This is a genomic window from Haliea atlantica (assembly GCF_054779855.1).
Genome location: NZ_BAAGXL010000019.1, coordinates 189,341 through 204,378 on the forward strand (window position 1 = coordinate 189,341; position 15,038 = coordinate 204,378).

The 15,038-nt window shown below is 66.1% G+C and carries 14 protein-coding genes; 6 read left to right on the plus strand and 8 right to left on the minus strand.

Translation table 11 applies throughout. The annotated features are described in order from the left end of the window. Positions 1-2: 2 nt before the first annotated feature. The 7 genes from ubiE to ACYVGS_RS12660 all read right to left on the minus strand — a co-directional run bounded on the left by ubiE (position 3) and on the right by ACYVGS_RS12660 (position 7,704). On the minus strand, positions 3-752 hold the full coding sequence (ubiE, locus tag ACYVGS_RS12630) for a class I SAM-dependent methyltransferase (protein ID WP_460589051.1): 750 nt from the start codon (positions 750-752) through the stop codon (positions 3-5). 55 nt (positions 753-807) lie between these two features. Beyond that, the gene (locus ACYVGS_RS12635; RefSeq protein WP_460589052.1) at positions 808-1,200 is read right to left on the minus strand and encodes a gamma-butyrobetaine hydroxylase family protein; all 393 of its coding nucleotides are present in this window, start codon (positions 1,198-1,200) and stop codon (positions 808-810) included. 14 nt (positions 1,201-1,214) lie between these two features. Next, positions 1,215-2,540 (minus strand): ATP-dependent protease ATPase subunit HslU, encoded by a 1,326-nt coding sequence (gene hslU / locus ACYVGS_RS12640; protein ID WP_460589053.1) that lies wholly within the window; start codon positions 2,538-2,540, stop codon positions 1,215-1,217. A gap of 2 nt (positions 2,541-2,542) precedes the next feature. Next, complete coding sequence (hslV, locus tag ACYVGS_RS12645; RefSeq protein WP_460589054.1) at positions 2,543-3,088, minus strand: ATP-dependent protease subunit HslV; 546 nt, start codon at positions 3,086-3,088, stop codon at positions 2,543-2,545. 64 nt (positions 3,089-3,152) lie between these two features. Continuing rightward, complete coding sequence (locus ACYVGS_RS12650) at positions 3,153-3,719, minus strand: SPOR domain-containing protein (protein ID WP_460589055.1); 567 nt, start codon at positions 3,717-3,719, stop codon at positions 3,153-3,155. Between the two features lie 3 nt (positions 3,720-3,722). Then, entirely contained in the window at positions 3,723-5,408 is a 1,686-nt protein-coding gene (gene argS / locus ACYVGS_RS12655) for an arginine--tRNA ligase (protein WP_460589056.1), read from the minus strand. Between the two features lie 94 nt (positions 5,409-5,502). Continuing rightward, on the minus strand, positions 5,503-7,704 hold the full coding sequence (locus ACYVGS_RS12660; protein WP_460589057.1) for a primosomal protein N': 2,202 nt from the start codon (positions 7,702-7,704) through the stop codon (positions 5,503-5,505). A 215-nt stretch (positions 7,705-7,919) separates the two neighbouring features. Here ACYVGS_RS12660 and rpmE point away from each other — a divergent pair, with 215 nt between their 5' ends. Together rpmE and ACYVGS_RS12670 are read left to right on the plus strand one after the other, a co-directional pair. Next, positions 7,920-8,141, plus strand: a complete 222-nt coding sequence (gene rpmE / locus ACYVGS_RS12665; protein WP_460589058.1) for a 50S ribosomal protein L31 — start codon at positions 7,920-7,922, stop codon at positions 8,139-8,141. Positions 8,142-8,320: 179 nt separating this feature from the next. Further along, a complete protein-coding gene (locus tag ACYVGS_RS12670) occupies positions 8,321-9,577 on the plus strand; it encodes a malic enzyme family protein (RefSeq protein WP_460589059.1) in 1,257 nt (418 codons plus the stop codon). 36 nt (positions 9,578-9,613) lie between these two features. Here ACYVGS_RS12670 and ACYVGS_RS12675 read toward each other — a convergent pair whose 3' ends face one another. Further along, on the minus strand, positions 9,614-12,052 hold the full coding sequence (locus ACYVGS_RS12675) for a penicillin-binding protein 1A (protein WP_460589060.1): 2,439 nt from the start codon (positions 12,050-12,052) through the stop codon (positions 9,614-9,616). Positions 12,053-12,238: 186 nt separating this feature from the next. On the opposite strand from ACYVGS_RS12675, the gene ACYVGS_RS12680 reads away from it, so the two are divergent. From ACYVGS_RS12680 to ACYVGS_RS12695, 4 genes are read left to right on the plus strand one after another with little or no spacing between them, the layout of a single operon-like run. Then, complete coding sequence (locus tag ACYVGS_RS12680) at positions 12,239-13,300, plus strand: pilus assembly protein PilM (protein WP_460589260.1); 1,062 nt, start codon at positions 12,239-12,241, stop codon at positions 13,298-13,300. Beyond that, positions 13,300-13,860: a PilN domain-containing protein gene (locus ACYVGS_RS12685; RefSeq protein WP_460589062.1), complete on the plus strand. Its 561-nt coding sequence runs from the start codon at positions 13,300-13,302 to the stop codon at positions 13,858-13,860. The genes ACYVGS_RS12680 and ACYVGS_RS12685 overlap by 1 nt, the downstream gene beginning before the upstream one ends. Before the next feature lie 3 nt (positions 13,861-13,863). Beyond that, positions 13,864-14,478, plus strand: a complete 615-nt coding sequence (locus ACYVGS_RS12690; protein ID WP_460589063.1) for a type IV pilus inner membrane component PilO — start codon at positions 13,864-13,866, stop codon at positions 14,476-14,478. Further along, positions 14,478-15,002, plus strand: a complete 525-nt coding sequence (locus tag ACYVGS_RS12695) for a pilus assembly protein PilP (RefSeq protein ID WP_460589064.1) — start codon at positions 14,478-14,480, stop codon at positions 15,000-15,002. Before ACYVGS_RS12690 ends, ACYVGS_RS12695 begins: the two co-directional genes overlap by 1 nt. Positions 15,003-15,038: the final 36 nt, after the last annotated feature.

Genomic DNA, 15,038 nt, shown 5'->3' on the forward strand with positions numbered 1-15,038 from the left:
GGTCAGGCCTTGAAGCCCCGGTGGAGGGCCACCACGCCCCCGGTGAGGTTATGGTATTCGCAGTTGACGAAGCCGGCATCTTCCAGCATCCCGAGCAGGGTTTCCTGGTCGGGATGCATGCGGATGGATTCCGCCAGGTACTGGTAGCTGTCGCTGTCCCCGGCCACCAGCTTGCCCATCAGCGGGAGTACGCGGAAGGAGTACTGGTCGTAGGCCTTGCCCAGCAGTTCGTTGCCCGGCTTGGAAAACTCCAGCACCAGCAGGCGGCCCCCGGGCCGCAGTACCCGCAGCATTTCGCGCAGGGCCTGGTCCTTGTCGGTGACGTTGCGCAGGCCGAAGGCAATGCTGACACAGTCGAAATGGTCGTCGGGAAAGGGCAGCGCCTGGGCGTCGGCCTGAACGTATTCCAGGTTGCCCTGCACCCCGTGGTCGATCAGCTTGTCGCGGCCCACCCGGAGCATGGACTCGTTGATGTCCGCCAGGACCACGCTGCCGGTCTCCCCGACCAGGCGGGAGAATTTCGACGCCAGGTCACCGGTGCCGCCGGCGATGTCGAGTACCCGGTGGCCCGGGCGAACGCCGGACAACTCGATGGTGAAGCGTTTCCACAGGCGGTGGACGCCCCCGGACATGAGATCGTTCATGAGGTCGTAGCGTGCCGCCACGGAGTGGAACACGTTGGCCACCAGGCCGGCCTTGGCCTCGGACTCGACTTCGCGATAGCCGAAGTGGGTGGTGCGCTTGTCGCTCATGCGGCCTCCGCCGTGCTGGACTGACCGCCTATTGTAGCGCGATGAACGGCCCCGGTCAGGGCTGGAATTTGACCACCTGCACCTGGGGGTCGCGGCTGGCGCCGGCCTCGTGCAGCCGGCGCAGGTAGTCGTCCCAGCGCTGCTCCTGTTCCTGGCACAGTTGTCGCAGGTAGTCCCAGCCATACAGGCCGGTGTCGTGGCCGTCATCGAAGACCAGCTGCAGCGCGTAGTGCCCCACCGGCTTGATGTCGGTGATGGCCACGTTCAGCTTGCCGGTCTGCAGCACTTCCTGGCCCGGTCCGTGCCCCTTGACCTCCGCCGAGGGGGAGTAGACCCGCAGGTACTCGCAGGGCAGCTGGTAGCGCGAACCGTCTTCCCAGGTCAGTTCCAGGAGCCGGGACTTGCGGTGCAGGTGAACCCCGGTGGGCGCTGCGCTCTGTTCAGCCATGGTCGACCTCCCGGTCAGAGAATGAAGCGCGACAGGTCTTCGTCCTGGGACAGGGCCTTGAGCTGACTGTCGACATAGTCGGCGTCGATGCGCAGGGTGCTGTCCTGCAGGCCGGCGTCGGCGGCGCTGAAAGAGGCTTCTTCGAGCAGGCGCTCCATCACGGTGTGCAGGCGCCGGGCGCCGATGTTCTCGGTCTTCTCGTTGACCTCCCAGGCGGTTTCGGCAATCTGGCGGATGCCCTCGGGGGTGAACTCCACCTTCAGGCCCTCGGTCGCCAGCAGGGCCTGGTACTGCTCGGTCAGGGAGGCGTCCGGTTCCGTGAGAATGCGCTCGAAATCTTCCGGCGTGAGGGCTTCCAGCTCGACCCGGATGGGCAGGCGGCCCTGCAGCTCGGGAATCAGGTCCGAGGGCTTGGACAGGTGGAAAGCCCCCGAGGCGATGAACAGGATGTGGTCGGTGCGAATGGTGCCGTGCTTGGTGGTCACAGTGGAGCCCTCGATCAGCGGCAGCAGGTCGCGCTGCACCCCTTCCCGTGACACGTCTGCACCGGCCCCCTCGCTGCGTTTGGCGACTTTGTCGATCTCGTCGATGAAGACGATACCGTTCTGTTCGGCCTCGCGGATGGCCTTCTGCTTGAGCTCGTCCTCGTTGACCAGTTTGGCCGCCTCCTCGTCGCGCAGGGCCTTGAAGGCCGCTTTCACCGGCATGCGCTGGGTCTTGCGCTGCTGGCGGGAGAGGTTGGAGAACATGCTCTGCAGCTGGTTGGTCATCTCCTCCATACCCGGGGGCGCCATGATTTCCATGCTGGGTGAGGCGTTGGCCAGTTCCACCTCGATTTCCTTGTCATCCAGTTCGCCCTCGCGCAGCTTCTTGCGCAGCAGCTGCCGGGTGCCGGCGCCGCTTTCGCCGCGCTCGCTGTCCCGGGCCGGAGGCAGCAGGATGTCCAGCAGACGCTCCTCGGCGGCCTCTTCTGCCCGGTAGCGTACCCGCTCCATCTCCTGTTCGCGGTAGAGCTTGATGGCGACGTCGGCAAGGTCGCGGACGATCGACTCGACATCCCGGCCCACGTAGCCCACTTCGGTGAACTTGGTCGCCTCCACCTTGACGAAGGGCGCATTGGCCAGCTTGGCCAGGCGTCGGGCGATCTCGGTCTTGCCCACCCCGGTGGGCCCGATCATGAGGATGTTCTTGGGGGTGATTTCGGCGCGCAGGGCATCGCGCAGCTGCATGCGGCGCCAGCGGTTGCGCAGGGCAATGGCGACCGCACGCTTGGCCTCCTGCTGCCCGATGATGTGCTTGTCCAGCTCGTGGACGATCTCGCGGGGGGTCATGTCGGACATGGTCAGGCCTGGTAGTCGAGTTGTTCGATAGTGTGGTGATGGTTGGTGTAGATGCAGATGTCGCCGGCGATGGACAGGCCTTTCTCGACGATGCTGCGGGCGTCCAGGTCGGTGTTGTCGAGCAGGGCGCGCGCCGCCGACTGGGCGTAGGGGCCGCCGGAACCGATCGCGATCAGGTTGTCCTCGGGCTCGATGACATCGCCGTTGCCGGTGATGATCAGGGAGGTCTGCTTGTCGGCCACGGCCAGCAGGGCCTCCAGCTGGCGCAGGCTGCGCTCGGTACGCCAGGCCTTGGCGAGCTCTACCGCGGCGCGCACGAGGTGCCCCTGGTGCTTGTCCAGCTGCGCCTCGAACAGTTCGAACAGCGTGAAGGCGTCGGCGGTGCCGCCGGCAAAGCCGGCGATGACCTGGTCCTTGTGCAGGCGACGCACCTTGCGGGCGTTACCCTTCATGACCGTGTTGCCCATGGATACCTGGCCATCGCCACCGATGACCACGCTGTTGCCCCGGCGTACCGAGAGAATGGTTGTTCCGCGGAATTGTTCCACAATAAAGGACTCCTTTACGGGGGATATGGGGTGCGCCAGCGCGATTTCAAGCGCTGCTGGCGGCTCAGGGCTGACCGCGTTTCAGCAGCAGGGTGTCGATATCCTGCCCGGCGGTGAGCCCGCGTACGCGGGAGACTTCGCTGCGTGAGTCGAAGGGGCCGAGGTAGACGCGAAACCAGCGCCCGGTGCCGCTGTCTGGGCTCTCCTCGACCCGGGGCTCCAGGCCCAGTAAAAGCAGTTCGGCGCGCCGGCGGTCGGCATCCTCCCGTTGACGGAAGGAGCCGGCCTGCAGCAGCCAGGTTGCCGGCGCGGTGCTTTCCCGGGGCTGGCTGACCGTGGCCGGTTCGACCTCGACGTCGATGGTCTGTTCGGGCAGCACGGTGTAGAAATCAAAGCGCGGACGGCTCGGGGCGGGATTCTTGTCGGCTTTGCCCGCGGCCTCGGGCTCCACCGCGGGCGGGGTCGCCGGAGGCAGGGCGCCCAGGTAGAGCAGCAGGCTGAGGAAAACCCCGGTCAGTACGCCGGCGCCGTACCAGCGCCAGGGGCTGAGTCGGTCGCTGCCAGAGTTGCCGCTTGTGGGCCGCTTGCGCACGGCTCCCCGGCGATTGTTGCTGCTGGGCGTCCGCGCCATGGACTACATGCTGTCCGGGGCGGAAACCCCGAGCAGTTCGAGGCCGTTGGCGATGACCTGGCGCACGGCTTCGCTGAGGGCCAGGCGCGCGTCGCGCAGCGGGCGGTCTTCGACCAGGACCTTGTGGGCGTTGTACCAGGTGTGGAACTCGCCGGCCAGTTCACGCAGGTAGTTGGCCACGCTGTGGGGCTCGCAGGCCTGCGCCGCGCTGGCGACCACCTCGGGGTACTGGTCCAGGCGCTTGAGCAGCGCCCGCTCGTGCTCTTCCTGCAACCTGTCCAGGCTCTCCAGGCCCTGGGTCGTTTGCCATTCCTCGCCCTGTTCCGCCAGTTTGCGCAGCATGGAGCAGCCGCGGGCATGGGCATACTGGATGTAGTAGACCGGGTTGTCGTTGCTCTGGGACAGGGCCAGATCGATATCGAAGGTGAGCTGGGATGTGGGTGCCCGCGCCACCAGGAAGTAGCGGGTGGCATCCCGGCCCACCTCGTCGATCAGGTCGCGCAGGGTGACGTAGCTGCCGGCGCGTTTGGACAGCTTCACTTCGGCGCCATCCCGCATGACTGTCACCATCTGGTGCAGCACGTAGTCGGGCCAGCCCTCCGGAATGCCGGCCTCGAGGGCCTGCAGGCCCGCGCGCACCCGGGTGACGGTGCTGTGGTGATCGGCGCCCTGCTCGTTGATCACGCGCTCGAAGCCGCGCTGCCACTTGTTCAGGTGGTAGGCGACATCGGGCAGGAAATACGTATAGCCGCCCTCCGACTTGCGCATCACCCGGTCCTTGTCATCGCCAAAGGCCGTGGTACGCAACCACAGGGCGCCGTCCTCTTCATAGGTATGGCCGCCGGCGACCAGACGCTCGACAGTGGCTTCCACTTCGCCGGATTCGTAGAGAGCGGATTCCAGGAAGTACTCGTCAAAGTGCACGCCGAAGGCTTTCAGGTCCAGGTCCTGCTCGCGCCGCAGGTAGGCCACGGCAAACTCGCGGATGGCCTCCAGGTCCTCGGGGTCACCCTGACCGGTGACGTGGCGGTCCTCCGCGTCGATGGTCTCGCCGGCCAGATAGGCGCTGGCCACGTCGCGGATGTACTCCCCGCGGTAGCCGTCCTGCGGCCAGGCGGGATCCTCGGGACCGAGGCCCCGGCAGCGGGCCTGTACCGATAGCGCCAGGTTGGTGATCTGGGCGCCGGCGTCGTTGTAGTAAAACTCACTGTGGACATTCCAGCCGGTTGCCGCGAGCAGGCGGCACAGGCTGTCGCCCACAGCGGCGCCGCGGCCGTGGCCCACGTGCAGCGGGCCAGTGGGATTGGCGGAGACGAATTCCACCTGTACCCGGCGTCCCTGGCCCTGGCTGGAACAGCCAAAGCGCTTGCCCTCCTCCAGTACCCGCCGGACCACGGCCTGACTGCTGTCGTCGGAGAGGAAAAAGTTGAGGAAGCCGGGCCCGGCAATTTCCACCTGGCTGACCACCGACGAATCCGGCAGCGCGTCGCGGATCTGCTCGGCCAGTTCCCGCGGCTTCCTGCGCGCGACCTTGGCCAGCACCAGAGCCACGTTGCTTGCCAGGTCGCCGTGTGCCGGATCCCGGGTGCGCTCAATCGTGTAGCTGGCGGCGTGATCGGCGGGCAGGGTGCCGGCCTCGACGAGCTGGTCGAGAGCCTGCTGGATGATCGCGGAAAGCTGTTCCTTCATGGGCCCGGGGTACCTGGTCCTGTGGTGGGTTGAAGCAGGCGCGCATTATCCCCGTTCGGGGTGGCGATGGCCAGTGCGGGTCGACGCTGCCCCGTCAGTTCAGGTCCAGCGGGTCAATGTCGATCGACCAGCTCAGACCGCCGCGGCCCGGCAGGGACTCGGCCGCGGCGACCATCTGGCTGGCGGCGTACTGCGCGCTGCGCCGGTCCGGGGCATTCAGCAGCAGCTGGTGGCGGAATTTGCCGGCGCGCCGCTGCAGTGGCGCGGGTAGCGGGCCGATCAGCTTGCAGCCAGGCGGCAGGCGGGGCTCCACCTCGCGGCGCAGCCGGGCCAGGAACTGTTCGCCGGCGCGGGGATCGGCGCAGTCGCTGCGCAGCATCAGCATCTGGCTCCAGGGCGGCAGCCCCTGCTCCTGGCGCTGCCGCAGCAGGCGACGGGCCTGCTCGCCGTAACTCTGCTCCAGCATGGCGCGCATGGCCGGGTGGTCGGGGTAGTGGGTCTGCAATAACACACGCCCGGGCCGGTCTGCGCGCCCGGCGCGGCCGGCCACCTGGGTGAGCAGCTGCGCCATGCGTTCCTCGCCGCGGAAGTCGGGGCTGAACAGCAGGGCGTCGGCGTCGATCACCGCGACCAGGCCGACCTCCGGAAAGTGGTGGCCCTTGGTCAGCATCTGGGTGCCGATCAGGATGCAGGGCTCGCCCGTGTGCAGGCGCGTGACCAGTTGCTGCATGGCGTCGCGACCCTGCATGGAGTCGCTGTCCACGCGGTGTATGGGCCACGAGGCGAACTGGCGGTGCAGGCTGTCCTCGGCCTGTTCGGTGCCCAGGCCGTTGGTCAGCAGTCGCGCACTGCTGCACTCCGGGCACGACCGGGCCAGGGGGGCGGTGGCACCGCAGTGGTGGCAGCGCAGGCGCCGCTGTCGCCGGTGCACGGTCAGCCTGGCGTCGCAGGCCCCGCACTGGGCCATCCAGCCGCAATCGTGGCACTGCAGGGTGGGCGCATAGCCGCGCCGGTTGAGAAACAGCAGCACCTGGCCGCCGCTGCTCAGGCAGTCGGTCATGGCAGCCACCAGGGGGGGCGAGAGGCCGCCGTCCAGGGGCTGGCAGCGCACGTCGATGGTGGCAATCGAGGGCGCGGTCCCGGCCCCCGCACGGGCTGGCAGTTGCTGGTGGTGGTAGCGTCCTTCAAGGGCGTTGTGCAAGGTCTCCAGCGACGGGGTGGCACTGCCCAGCACCACGCAGCAGCGGGCGTCCTGGGCGCGCTTGACCGCAATGTCCCGCGCCGAGTAGCGGAAGCCGTCCTGCTGCTTGAAGGCGCTGTCATGCTCCTCGTCGACGATGATCAGACCTGGCTCGCGCAGTGGCGTGAAGACCGCCGAACGCGTGCCGATCACGATCCTGGCCCGCCCCGTGCGTGCGGCGTCCCAGGCGGCCAGGCGCTCCCCGGCGGCGAGGCCGGAATGCAGGACCGCGATGCCGCTGCCGAAGCGCTGTTCGAAGCGCTGCAGGGTCTGCGGGGTCAGGCCGATTTCCGGTATCAGTACCAGCGCCTGGTGCCCCTGTGCCAGGCAGTGGGCGATCAGCTGCAGGTAGACTTCGGTCTTGCCGCTGCCGGTGACCCCCTCCAGCAGGTGGCAGGCAAAGTTTCCCCACTCGGAGAGCACTTGGTCGAATGCCTGTTGCTGGTCGGGGTTCAGGGCCAGGCCTTTGGCTGCGGGGGCGGGTGCGGCCTCCACGGGGGGCAGGGTGCAGCGTTCCGCCAGCTGCTTGTCGGCCAGGTTGCGCAGGATCGCGGGCGAAATGCCCTCGGCTTTGAGCCGGGCCGCGCTGACGGCTTCCTCGGCCTGCAGCAGGCCAAGGGCCTGGGCCTGGCGTGGAGACCGGGACAGGGCGTCGGCGGGCAGGCCCTTGCCGCGGGTGGTCAGGCGCCAGGCCGGTGTTCCCGGCGGCTGTGGCTGGCCGCCTTCACGCAGGCCGGGGGGCAGCGCCAGGGCGAGGACTTCGCCCGGGGGGTGGTGATAGTAGCGGGCGGCCCACAGGCCGAGGGAGAGCGCGGCGGCATTCAGCAGGGGCTCCCGGTCGAGCACCTCGAGGGCGGCGCGGAGGGCGCCCGGTGGCGAGTCGCTTTCTTCAACCACCGCCGTCAGGATGCCGGTGAGCTCGCGGCGCCCGAAGGGCACCCGCACCCGCACGCCGGGGCGCAGCCCGGCGATCTGGCGGGTGTCTGTGCCCTCGGGGGGGAGGTAGTCAAACAACTGGCGCAGTGGTGCGGGCACCGCCACGCGGAGTATGCTCATGCAGCCCGGCTCCTTGGGAGTGATTTGGCCTGGAAAGTCGCGCAGTCTAGCAAATCCTTGCTAGCGGGCTGCGGACTGCATGGCGACCCGTTGGCGGCAGAGCCCACTAATGCTTGCGTCCCTGTGCCCATCTGGTAATATGCGCGCCTATTTTTCCGCCTCGGTGCGGTGCCCGGCGGTGACCGGGTGGCGGCACCACCAACAGGAGTCCCGAGATGAAAGCTGAAATTCACCCCAAGTACGAGACGGTGACTGCCACCTGCAGTTGTGGCAACACCATCGAGACCCGCTCCACCGTGTGCGAAAACTTCCACATCGACGTGTGTTCCGCCTGCCACCCCTTCTTTACCGGCAAGCAGAAGATCGTTGACAGCGGCGGTCGCGTCGATCGCTTCAAGAAGCGCTTCGGTGCACGGGGTGCCACCCGCTCGAACTGATAGCGGGCGCGCAGCAAGTCTTCGCGAAACGCCGGCCCTCGAAAGAGGGCCGGCGTTTTTGTTTTCTCGCATTGTCACCTGGCCGCGCCGGAAGTGGGCGTGCCGGCTTGTCCCCCCTCGGGCTTTTCTATATGCTCGGATGCCTTTTATAACTACCCCCGTGCAGTGCAAGTGAATCTATGACCCAGGACTTCAGACAGGCCGCGCTGGACTATCACGCGGAGCCCATTCCCGGCAAGATCAGCGTTGAGCTCACCAAGCCGGCCGAGACACAGGCCCATCTGGCGCTCGCCTACAGTCCCGGGGTGGCCGAACCCTGCCGCCGGATCGCCGAGGACCCCGCGGACGCTTACCGCTACACCGGCAAGGGCAACCTGGTGGCCGTCATCTCCAACGGTACCGCCGTACTGGGCCTGGGCAACCTGGGGTCGCTGGCGAGCAAGCCGGTGATGGAGGGCAAGGCGCTGCTGTTCAAGCGCTTCGCCGGGATCAATTCGGTGGATATCGAGGTTGCTACCGAGGACAGCGAGTCCTTCATCGAGACTGTCGCCAATATCGCCGACACCTTTGGTGGCATCAACCTGGAGGACATCAAGGCCCCGGAGTGCTTCGAGATCGAGGCGGCCCTGGTCGAGCGCTGCAATATCCCGATTTTCCACGACGACCAGCACGGTACTGCGATCGTCACCGCGGCGGGCATGATCAATGCGCTGGAAGTCCAGGGCAAGCGCCTCGAGGATGCCATCATTACCTGCCTCGGCGCCGGTGCGGCGGCGATAGCCTGCATGCGCCTGCTGATCAGCCTGGGCGCGCGCAGAGAAAATATCTACATGCTGGACCGGCGCGGGGTGATTTACGCCGGCCGCGAGGGGGTGAATGCCTACAAGCAGGAGTTCGCCAACCATACCCAGAAGCGCAGTCTCAGCGACGCCCTGCGTGGCGCCGACGTTTTTGTCGGTCTCTCCGGCGCCGACCTCATGAGCACCGAGATGCTCCTGTCCATGGCCGATCGCCCGGTGGTCTTTGCCTGTTCCAATCCGGACCCGGAAATCCGTCCCGAGCTGGCAATGAGCGTGCGCGACGACCTGATCATTGCGACCGGCCGCTCGGATTATCCCAACCAGGTCAACAACGTCCTCGGCTTCCCCTTCATCTTCCGGGGTGCCCTGGATGTCCGTGCCCGAGCGATCAACGAGGACATGAAAGTGGCGGCGGTACACGCCCTGGCCGGGCTGGCGCGGGAAGCGGTTCCCGAGTCGGTGCTCAAGGCCTGCGGGGTCGAGTCTCTCAGCTTCGGGCCCAACTACATCATTCCGAAACCGATGGACCCGCGCCTGTTGCACCGCATTGCCCCGGCCGTGGCTCGCGCCGCCGTGGAAAGTGGCGTGGCACGGATTCCCCTCCCGGCAGACTACAGCCCCACCGTTCCGGGCTGAAGACGCACACCATCGGGGCGCGCCGCGCCCCCTCCCTCAGAAAATCTCCCGCAGCAGCTCCTCGCCGTTGGGGGCGCTGTTGCCGTCGCCGCGCTCGCCTGAGGGCGGCAGGCGGTCCTCCCGGAAATATTCAAAGATGGCATCGGGCTGGCCGGGTCGCGCCAGGTGCCCGGTGTCGGGGTCAATGCGGACATTGACCACGCCGGGTGGCATGGGGCGGCTGCGCTCGGCCGACGCTTCCAGTGCCACCCGCATGAAATCGATCCAGATCGGCAGGGCGGCGGTGCCACCGAACTCCCGGCGGCCCAGCGGGGTGTAGTTGTCGAAGCCGACCCAGGCGGTGGTCACGATGTCCGGGTTATAGCCGGAGAACCAGGCATCCATGGGACCATTGGTGGTGCCGGTCTTGCCTGCCAGATCATCCCGGCCGAGGGCGAGGGCCCGGCGCCCGGTGCCGCGCTGGATGACGTCCTGCAGCATGCTGGTGAGAATGAAGTTGTCGCGCTCGTCCATGACCCGGGGTGCCGTCGGCCGTTCCGGCTCGCCATCGCGGGCGAGGATTTCGTCCATGCTCAGTTCGCGCCGGGCCGGCGTTTCTGCCCCCGTATCTTCGCAGGCCCGGCACACAGTCGCCGGGCTGGCCTGGTAGAGCACCTTGCCGGCAGTGTCCTCTACCCGTTCCACCAGCCAGGGCTCGACGGCATAGCCGCCGTTCGCCAGCACCGCATAGCCGGTCGCCAGCTCGAGGGGCGTCATCACCTGGGTGCCCAGGGCCAGGGACAGGTCGCGGGTGAAATCGCGGGTCTCGAAGCCCAGTTGGGCCAGGTAGTCGATCAGCGTACCGACGCCCATCTGCTGCAGCAGGCGGATCGAAACCAGATTGCGCGATTTGGTCAGCGCCCAGCGCAATCGCGTGGGTCCGTAGAAGCGTCCGCTGTCATTTTCCGGCCGCCAGATGTCCTCGAGGGAGCTGTCTTCGAGCACGATCGGGGCGTCATTGATGATGCTTGCGGCAGTGTAGCCGGCGTGCAGTGCGGCGCCGTAGACGAAGGGCTTGAAGGCGGACCCGGGCTGCCGGCGCGCCTGGGTGGCGCGGTTGAACTTGCTGTGCTCGAAGCCCATCCCGCCCACGATGGCCCGAATGGCCCCGTTATCGGGGTCCAGAGAGACCAGTGCGCCCTGTACCTCTGGCACCTGGGCGAGCGCAAAGCCGCCCTCCGGGTGGGCGCGAACACGCACCAGGTCGCCCACACTGACCACATCCGCCGGGGACTCCGGTGCCCGGCCCACGGCATTCTCGTTCAGGTAGGGGCTGGCCTGGCGCAGGCCGCGCTCCCAGGCCAGGAGGGCCATTTGGTCCGCGTCGAGCAGCAGCTCGACGCCCTGCTCCCGGTCGCCGACCGCGGTGACCACGGCGGGCGCCATGCCGGCGATGGTCGGTGTTTCCTTGAGTGCCGCCAGCCAGCGCTCGCGCAGAGCCTCGGGTGTTTCCTCGGGCCCCGGGGGCAGTTGCTGCTCCGGGCCGCGGTAGCCGTGGCGTTGGTCGTAGGTGACAAGGCCCTGGATCAGTGCCTCCCGTGCGGCTTGCTGCCAGCGGCTGTCGACCGTGGTGTAGACCTTCAGGCCGTCGCTGTAGGCGGCCATGCCGTAGCGGTCGAGCATCTCCTGGCGGGCCATCTCGGCGGCGTAGTGGGCGCTGAAGCTGAGCTGGGCCTCGTGGTGGCTGGCGCTGACTGGCTCCGCGGTCGCCAGTCGCCAGGTATCGCGGTCGATGTAGCCCAGGTTCAGCATGCGTCCGAGGATCCAGTCGCGCCGCTCGCGGGCACCTTCGGGACCGCTGATGGGGTTGTTGCGCGAGGGCGCCTTGGGGATGCCGGCAAGCATCGCCTGCTGGGCCACGCTGAGGTCATTGATGCTGCGCCCGTAATAGACCTGAGCGGCCGCCTCGAAGCCGTAGGCGCGGTGGCCGAGGAAGACCCGGTTGAAGTAGAGCTCGAAGATTTCCTCCTTGGTCAACGCGCGCTCGATCTCGATGGCCAGCAGGATCTCCCGGAATTTGCGCGTGAAGGTGCGCTCCAGGCTGAGGAAGTAGTTGCGCGCGACCTGCATGGTCAGCGTGCTGCCGCCGGAGCCTTTTTCACCGGTCAGCAACAGCTCCGAGACCGCGCGCAGCAGCCCCGCCAGGTCCACGCCGCGGTGCTCGAAGAAGCGGTCATCCTCGGCGGCCAGCAGGGCCTCGATAAAGGTAGGCGGAATGGCCTCGAAGGGCAGCGGGTTGCGCTTCTGCTCGCCGAACTGGCCGATCAGATGGCCGTCGCGGGTAAAGACCTGCATGGGGGTCTGGAGTCTGACGTCGCGCAGGCTGTGGGCGTCCGGCAGGTCGGGCCCGAAGTAGAGGTAGACCCCGGCCAGCAGCCAGATGGACCCGAGGGTACCCAGCAGGGCGGCGCGGAGGGCGAGGCTCAGGAGGCGCATTTAATCCTTTACAATGGAGTGAGTTGTATTACTGTAACCGTAGACAGGGGGCTGCAGCACGGGGAAGTGGTAATTATATGTGCATTTTGGCTATTGATTGCACACTTGGCTATGCTTTATCGTGCAGTTAATGTGCCGGTGCATAAAAAGAGTCTAAGTACTCGCAAAGCATAGGAAATTACCTTGTTGGGGATAATCGGGAAGAGGCGAACGCCGCCGGTACTGGGGCTGGACATCAGTTCCACGACCGTGAAGCTGCTGGAGTTGAGCCAGTCCGGGGGGCGTTATCGGGTGGAAAGTTACGCCGTGACCTCCCTTCCCGTGGATGCGGTCATCGAAAAGAATGTCAACGACATCGAGGCTGTTTCCAACGCCATCCGCGCCATCGTCGCCCAGTCCCGCACCAAGCTGAAAACCGTTGCCGCTGCTGTCGCCGGCTCTTCCGTAATTACCAAGATCATCGATATGCCCGCCGGGCTCAGCGACGATGACATGGAGATCCAGCTGACCCTCGAGGCGGACCAGTATATCCCCTACCCACTGGATGAGGTGGCAATCGACTTCGAGGTTCAGGGCCCCTCCCCCGAGCACGCCAATCAGGTCGAAGTGCTGCTCGCCGCTTGTCGGCGGGAGACCATCGATGCTCGCCTGGACGCCATCGAGGGCGCCGACCTCAATGCCAGGATCATGGATGTCGAAGCCTATGCCATGGAGCGCTCCTTCGGTCTGATTCGCAAGCAGCTGGACCTGGATCTGGACAGCCTGGTGGCGATTGTCGATATCGGTGCCACCATGACCACCCTGTCGGTGCTCAACAACGGGCAGACGATCTATACCCGCGAGCAGTTGTTCGGCGGCAAGCAGCTGACGGATGAGATCATGCGCCGCTACGGGCTCCCCCTGGAAGAAGCCGGCCTCGCAAAGAAACAGGGCGGCCTGCCCGATGACTACGAGCCGGAGGTGCTGGAGCCCTTCCGCGAGGCGGTTGTGCAGCAGGTGGCCCGCTCTCTGCAGTTTTTCTTTTCGTCCAGCCAGTTCAACGATGTCGACTACATCATCATGGCCGGCGGTGTGTCCTCCATGGACGGGCTGGCCGAGCTGGTCCAGGACAAGCTGGGTACCCCCACCGCGGTGGCCAATCCCTTTGCCGACATGAGCATCTCCTCTCGCGTCAACGCGGTGGCGCTGGCAGCCGACGCGCCGGCGATGATGATTGCCTGTGGTCTGGCCCTGCGGAGTTTTGACTGATGGCCCAGATTAACCTGCTACCCTGGCGCGAGGAGCGACGCGCAGAGCGCAAGAAGGAGTTTTTTATCCTGCTCGCAGTGGTTGCACTGTTTGGTGTCCTGCTGCTGGTGCTCGCCGACCGCGTCGTCAACGGGCAGATCGAGCACCAGCAGGCCCGCAACCAGTACCTGCGGGACAACATCAAGATGCTGGATCGCCAGGTGGCTGAAATCAAGGACCTGCAGCGCCGGCGCAACCAGTTGCTGGACCGGATGCGGGTCATCCAGGAGTTGCAGGGCAACCGGCCGATCATTGTGCGGGTACTGGACCAGTTGGTGCGGACGGTCCCCGACGGGGTGTTCTATACCAGCGTGCAGGCCCGGGGCAACGATATCAGCATTGTTGGGGTGGCCGAATCCAACAACCGGGTGTCGAGCCTGATGCGGCGTCTCGACGCCTCCGACTGGTTCAAGCAGCCCAACCTGGACTCCGTGCGTGCCGCGACCCAGTACGGCGACCAGGCCACGACCTTCAACCTGAAGGTGAAAATCCAGCTGCCCGACAGCGGTGAGGAGGAGTAGGCCATGGCCTGGGAAGACACACTCCGCACCCTGCGTGAATTCGACGTCAACGACATCGATTTCGAGAACATTGGCTCCTGGCCTGCCGGCATCAAGGCGATCCTGTGCGTGCTGCTGTTGGCGCTGGTGCTGGTGGGCGGCTACTACTATCACGTCAAGGACCTGCAGGCCCAGCTCGGGCGCGTGCAGTCCGAAGAGAACAAGCTGCGACAGGAATTCGAGAAGAAAGCCTTCGAGGCGGCCAACCTGGAAGCCTACAAGCAGCAGATGGTGGAAATGGAGGAGTCCTTTGGCGCCCTGGTGAGCCAGCTGCCCAGCGACACGGAAGTGCCCGGCCTGCTGGAGGACATTACCAACAAGGGGCTCAGCAACGGCCTCGAGATCAACAGCATCAATCTGCAGGCGGAGCAGGCCAAGGAGTTCTACGTCGAGTTGCCGATCGCAATCACGGCCACCGGCTCCTACCACGACCTGGGCGCTTTCATCAGCGGGTTGGCGGGGCTGCCGCGCATCGTTACCCTCCACGATTTCTCGATCAACGCGCGATCCAGTGATACCACCGCGCTCAACCTGAGCATTGTCGCGAAGACCTATCGCTACAAGGACGGGGAGGGCTGATGGACTTGCGACTGCTGACAGTGTTTCTCGCGGCTTCGCTGCTCGCCGGCTGTGGCAGCGAGGACTTTTCCGATCTCGACGCCTTCATGGATGAAAAGCGCTCGCGCCCCGGCGGGATCATCGCGCCGATTCCCACGTTTCAGGCTTACGACCCCTTTGCCTACAGCGCCATGGCCCTGCGCAGTCCCTTTGACCGGCCGGTCGAGGTGCGCGATGTGACCCAGCTGAAAGCCATCAGTGCGGTGAAACCTGATGAAAGCCGGCCGAAGGAGTTTCTCGAGCAGTTCACCTTCGACTCGCTGGCCATGGTGGGTACGCTGGAGCGCGGAGGGACACAATGGGCCCTGGTTCGGGACCCCCAGGGCGGCGTTCACCGCGTGACCCTGGGCAACTACCTGGGTCGCAATCACGGCAAGGTGGTCGAGCTGTCAGAGACCTATGTCTCGGTGGTGGAAATTGTCAGTGATGGCACGGAAGACGGCTGGGTCGAGCGGCCCAGAACGATTGAATTGAGCGGCATCTGACGCGGGGTATGGGTGCAGGCATGGGCAGGATGACAG

Excerpts from the sequence above, each read along its gene's own strand:
- ubiE (WP_460589051.1), bottom strand. The coding sequence starts at position 752 with ATGAGCGACAAGCGCACCACCCACTTCGGCTATCGCGAAGTCGAGTCC.
- ACYVGS_RS12635 (WP_460589052.1), bottom strand. The coding sequence starts at position 1,200 with ATGGCTGAACAGAGCGCAGCGCCCACCGGGGTTCACCTGCACCGCAAG.
- hslU (WP_460589053.1), bottom strand. The coding sequence starts at position 2,540 with ATGTCCGACATGACCCCCCGCGAGATCGTCCACGAGCTGGACAAGCAC.
- ACYVGS_RS12650 (WP_460589055.1), bottom strand. The coding sequence starts at position 3,719 with ATGGCGCGGACGCCCAGCAGCAACAATCGCCGGGGAGCCGTGCGCAAG.
- argS (WP_460589056.1), bottom strand. The coding sequence starts at position 5,408 with ATGAAGGAACAGCTTTCCGCGATCATCCAGCAGGCTCTCGACCAGCTC.
- ACYVGS_RS12660 (WP_460589057.1), bottom strand. The coding sequence starts at position 7,704 with ATGAGCATACTCCGCGTGGCGGTGCCCGCACCACTGCGCCAGTTGTTT.
- rpmE (WP_460589058.1), top strand. The coding sequence starts at position 7,920 with ATGAAAGCTGAAATTCACCCCAAGTACGAGACGGTGACTGCCACCTGC.
- ACYVGS_RS12670 (WP_460589059.1), top strand. The coding sequence starts at position 8,321 with ATGACCCAGGACTTCAGACAGGCCGCGCTGGACTATCACGCGGAGCCC.
- ACYVGS_RS12675 (WP_460589060.1), bottom strand. The coding sequence starts at position 12,052 with ATGCGCCTCCTGAGCCTCGCCCTCCGCGCCGCCCTGCTGGGTACCCTC.
- ACYVGS_RS12685 (WP_460589062.1), top strand. The coding sequence starts at position 13,300 with ATGGCCCAGATTAACCTGCTACCCTGGCGCGAGGAGCGACGCGCAGAG.
- ACYVGS_RS12690 (WP_460589063.1), top strand. The coding sequence starts at position 13,864 with ATGGCCTGGGAAGACACACTCCGCACCCTGCGTGAATTCGACGTCAAC.
- ACYVGS_RS12695 (WP_460589064.1), top strand. The coding sequence starts at position 14,478 with ATGGACTTGCGACTGCTGACAGTGTTTCTCGCGGCTTCGCTGCTCGCC.